Consider the following 4555-nt stretch of genomic DNA (forward strand, 5'->3'; position numbering starts at 1 on the left):
GTCAGAGGACAACCAGATTGCCTGGCACTTTATCGCGCCAGGCAAACCGATGCAGAACGGCTTCTGTGAAAGCTTCAACGGCCGGATGCGAGACGAGCTTCTCAACGAAACCCTGTTCTTCGGCCTTGATCACGCCCGAACTAGGATTGCGGCGTGGGCCCATGACTACAATAGCCACCGCCCGCATTCGTCGCTGGGCTATCTGACACCCGCGGCCTATTCCGCCAACCTCACCGCAACGTGCGACCGGCTGCGCAACCCCGACCAGCTCCGCCGATCGCACGTTGCTCACCCCGCGCCAAACGGCGTAACATCCGCCGAGACTCTAATCGCCAATGGATGAAAGTTCAGCGGCAGGTCAATGCGATGAGCCTGCCGATGGGGCGCCGCGACATTGCAGATTATCTTGGTCTGACGCTAGAAACGGTATCGCGCGCGCTCTCGTCGTTGCGCAATAAAAAGATGCTGCGGTTCGACGGACAGACTCAGCGAGAGGTGGTCCTGCTCGACCGGGAATCACTGGCCGAACTGGATAGCTAGATAAAATGCGGGCCGAACCAAATCACCGGGCGTTGGCGGATCGCTCATGAAAGGCGAACGCAAGACGATTACTGCCTTTTCACCATCGGCCATTGGTCGGCTGCCAGTGCCGCTCAACAAAAGCGTGGCCCGCGTCTCGAACGTGAAACAGACCCCGGTTTTGGGACCAGAGGCTAAGTTGGAAAAGGGTCGCTCCGTTTGATAGACGGAGGGCATGATGACAAGAAGATGAGACGGAAAATTGACGCGGCACTGAAGGGAAAGATTGCGCCAGAGGCGGTGCGGGAGCAGGCGAGGGGTCACCGAGCTGGCTCTGCGCTATGAGGTGCACCCGAACCAGATCTATGCGTGGAAGAAACAACTTCTGGAAGAGGCGGCGCGGGCCTTTGACGCGGGTGTCGGGGCGGGAGAGCGACGAAACGCGCGAACGCGAGATCGAAGGCAAAGACGGCCTGACTTTGTCGATCGACTCCACCTCGATCAAAGCACATTGGCCGGTGCGCGGCGGAAAAGGGGAAAGCATGAACAGGCGATCGGCGGCTCGCACGGCGGGCGAACCACGAAAATCCACGCGCTGAGCGACCCTGATTGCAAATCTTGGGCATTTCATCTCACTCCGGGACAAGCCGCAGATGTTGCCGCGGGGCCGGACCTTTTGAAACTCGCGCCGCCCATGTCTTCCCTCATTGGAGACAAAGGCTACGATGCCGATGGCTTTCGCGCCGTAATCATTAATCGCGGCGCGAAACCCGTCATTCCGAACAAGTCCAACAGGGTGACCCTCCACAGCTTCAGCAAACGCGCCTATAGAGGACCAATGTTATCGAGGGCTGCTTCTGGCGGCTCAAAGAGTTCAGACGCGTCGCTGCTCGCTACGACAAACTTGCCAGAAAGTTCTTGGCTGCCGTCTACCTCGCCGCCGTCGTCGCCTATTGCATCAATTGAGTCTGAACCCTAGTGTTGCTCCAGGTGCGAACTGCGTTTGCCACGCCCACAGGCTCCGGCGCAAACCGATGCGATTGTCCCCGAAGCGGCCCCATTGAGTGAAACCTGCGGGCCAAAACGTCAACGCCTCACCTTTGGCTGCGATTCTTTTTCTGCTTTAGCATTGGCGCCGGCGCCGATACCGGGATGCGATCATCGGGCGAAGCCGGAGCCATTGGAGTATCCTTAGACTGTTCGCGTCCGACTTCGCGGCGCGGCCAGACAAAATCGTCGGCGCGACCGGCCGGTGCCGACAAGGGCTCACCTTTGACCAAGACACGCGCTGCTAGCGCATCCATTGCCATCGGCGCCCCTGGACCGCCGAGCAATTGATCGGCGCCGAAAGAGGGGGCCACCAAGGGAAGGATCGGTCCGGCGAGCGGGCGCAGGGCCGGTTGACCCGGCAGCGCATTGACGTCGGGCCTTGCCGGTTCCGTCGGCAGCGCGATCGGCGCGGAACGTGCAGCCAGCAACCGGTTGATTTCGCGTTCGACATAATGCGCGAGCTTGCGGGCGCCGGGCTTGGTGAAATACACGCCGTCGGAGGAGCGCAGCTGACGGACCTGGCCTTCGAAGTCGGGACCGCGCTGCATAAAATGGCCGGCTTCATCGACAAAGCCGTCCCAGACATCGACATAAGTGATGCCGGCCTTGCCGGCCGCCTCGCGATAGAGCGAATCCAGAAACAGCGTGTCGGCTGTTGTCTTAGCGCCACGTACCACCGGCAGGCCAACCCACAGTACCGGCACCCCCTTAGATTTGAGCACGCCGATCATCTGTTCGATCTTGTTTTTGTAGAGCTCGATCCAGCGTTTCTCGCGATACTCATAGATACCGTTTGGCGAGCGCGTGCTACTCTCCGGTTCGATAGCCCGCGCGTCGGCGGCGTCATTGGGCGACAATTCCGTATCGACCAGTCTGTCATCCGGCTTCGCGTCGGCGTTCGTACCGCCCTCCGGTTTGGCTCTGGCATCCTTCTTGTCTACCTTTTTGTGCGACGGCTTGATGTCGGATTTCTCAGCCGGCGGCTCGCGGATCCCGACCCGGTCATCGAGTCCGAGCATGACGACGATGGCGTCTGCTTTTTCGGTGGGGAGAATGCCTTTGGCTGCGGCGGCCCAATCGGCCGGATTGCCCTTCGGCTGATATCTGATGAGGCCTGAGACGGTCTTATGTCTGCGGATCACGCCCATGTCAGACTGTTCGGCATAGGCGTCTTCAAGACCATAGGCGAGCCAGTCCGCCATCGCATCACCGAGCACAAGAACATGGCGCTCCGGTACAGTATCGCGCTTTCCGACCGCGGGCGCCCTCGAAAAGTCCTCCCGCGCGGGGGGTAAGGGTTGCCGCCTATCCCAACGAGGCTGGGGAGCAGACGGCTTAAACATATCCTTACCAAACCAGCCGCCGCCGAACCCGCCACCGCGTTGCGGCTGCGGCCGCTGCTGATATCCGCCGAAATTGAAGAACTGCGCCGATGTCGGGCCGACAACGCCGACCACCGTCCCCAGAGCGATGGTTAGCGCGATCAGGGGACCTCTGTCGGTAAAGATGCGCAGTTTTCTTAGTTTGTTTGACATGCTCGTGGACCGCACAAGACGAAGAACTGCCGCGGCAGAGACTAGTACGAAGGCATCAACTTAACGCGACGAAGCCGCCACCGACGTCGATTGCCAAGCCCGCCAGGCAATCGTCTCGCCATCCGCGATCGCTCCGTCTCCGCAACCTGACCAGCTCCGACGGAGCAATCGCTGCCGGCGTGTCACGGCAGAGAGGAAGAATGGTAGCTTGACAACAAACCGCAATTAAAGGGCCGATTGACCAGCCAGACATATCATGGCTGTCCTCATTTTCCTGTGCGAGGAAGCCGCGAACGCCGCGCAGCGGAAGATATAAAAGCACTTATCCTGCTTCGATCGCCCCAAAACATAACAGGGAAGTTAGCCGGCACGTGACTCGGCGCCCGATTGCAGTAGAGCGCTGTCCCTATCACGCGCCGCTAACTTCAGCATGGCCAGCCCAAGCTGACGGTCTGATATATCGTCCGGCGAAGCCGTGGCACAACTACCAGGACTGGTCGTTGCACCACGCGGCTTCGGGAGGCAAAAGGAGAGCGCCCCTTTGGAACGAGCCGGTTGATGTTTTCGACGTTGGCGATGTCTTTCAAGATGATGGGCTGGTGCATCTCGCCCCCGAAGTGGACCTTGGCGAACGGGACCGCGCCCGGAGGGGGGGCTCGCGAGACTGAAGCCCGCAGCCGTCTTGACCATAGCGAGCAATTCGTCGGCGTCCCCTCCCTGAGGTCGTTACAGATAGCGAGCCGCCACAGCGCCTCCTGCTTCCACGACGAGAGCTTCTTTGCCCAGTCCAAAGACGTCGTCTATTGGCTCGTCAGTCATGCCCATCCCCCGAGAGATAACTGGTCGTTCGTGATTATTGCTGGTAAACCGACTTCGCTCGGGTATTTCCATATCACGCCGATTGACTAGCGTGTAAGGTCCCAACACATGCGCGGGGACCCGAACATAGGATGGGAGAGGTTGACGTATCGCTTCGTCCATGGCTCGGATATCCAGTTGATTCGCCGCTGCGCTTGCTGGCGCTGCGCCATTCCGGTCTGGCGGAGCTGCTCGGCAATGGCGCGCCTTCGTCCGGGTCGTTAACTGTTACCTGGACGAGCAGGTCGGCGCGCTGCTGATCGCCGGCGATCTCTGCGACGGCGATCAGACCTCAACGAACACGGCTCGCTTCCTGGCCGAGCAGATCCCGCGCCTCGATCAGGCTGGCATCCGCACCTTTCATCCGCGGCAATCACAGCGCGCTGTCAAAAACCACTAAAAAATTGGTACTGCCCGATTCCGTGGAGATCTTTGGCGGGCGAGCAGAAGCAATTGATATTGATCGCGCCCCAGGGCAAGTCCCCGTTTGTCAATCGGCGTTCGACTGGGACCCCCCGTATTGCCGCATGAGCAAATGTTACCCTATGGCGCCATTACTAATGTCGATGCGACCTCGACTGATCGGCCGCACC

Annotated in this window: 3 protein-coding genes and 2 pseudogenes; 4 read left to right on the plus strand and 1 reads right to left on the minus strand. The window is 60.0% G+C overall.

The window, feature by feature from the left end:
• The 3 genes and pseudogenes from AC0L30_RS42335 to AC0L30_RS42345 form a co-directional block, all read left to right on the plus strand.
• On the plus strand, positions 1-343 hold a 343-nt coding region (locus AC0L30_RS42335), incomplete at its 5' end, for an integrase core domain-containing protein (protein ID WP_473406734.1).
• A 23-nt stretch (positions 344-366) separates the two neighbouring features.
• Positions 367-540 (plus strand): annotated as a pseudogene (locus AC0L30_RS42340) (helix-turn-helix domain-containing protein); the annotation flags it as partial.
• Between the two features lie 440 nt (positions 541-980).
• Positions 981-1485: pseudogene (locus AC0L30_RS42345) on the plus strand (IS5 family transposase); the annotation flags it as partial.
• Between the two features lie 128 nt (positions 1486-1613).
• Here the strand turns inward: AC0L30_RS42345 and AC0L30_RS42350 are convergent.
• Positions 1614-3104, minus strand: coding sequence for an SGNH/GDSL hydrolase family protein (locus AC0L30_RS42350; protein WP_473309304.1), 1491 nt, complete (start codon positions 3102-3104; stop codon positions 1614-1616).
• Between the two features lie 558 nt (positions 3105-3662).
• On the opposite strand from AC0L30_RS42350, the gene AC0L30_RS42355 reads away from it, so the two are divergent.
• Complete coding sequence (locus tag AC0L30_RS42355; protein ID WP_473309303.1) at positions 3663-4013, plus strand: hypothetical protein; 351 nt, start codon at positions 3663-3665, stop codon at positions 4011-4013.
• Positions 4014-4555 lie beyond the last annotated feature (542 nt).

The organism is Bradyrhizobium sp. MI1.11 (genome assembly GCF_055811255.1).

Coding starts and splice junctions, on each gene's coding strand:
- AC0L30_RS42350 (WP_473309304.1), bottom strand. CDS start 3,104: ATGTCAAACAAACTAAGAAAACTGCGCATCTTTACCGACAGAGGTCCC.
- AC0L30_RS42355 (WP_473309303.1), top strand. CDS start 3,663: ATGTTTTCGACGTTGGCGATGTCTTTCAAGATGATGGGCTGGTGCATC.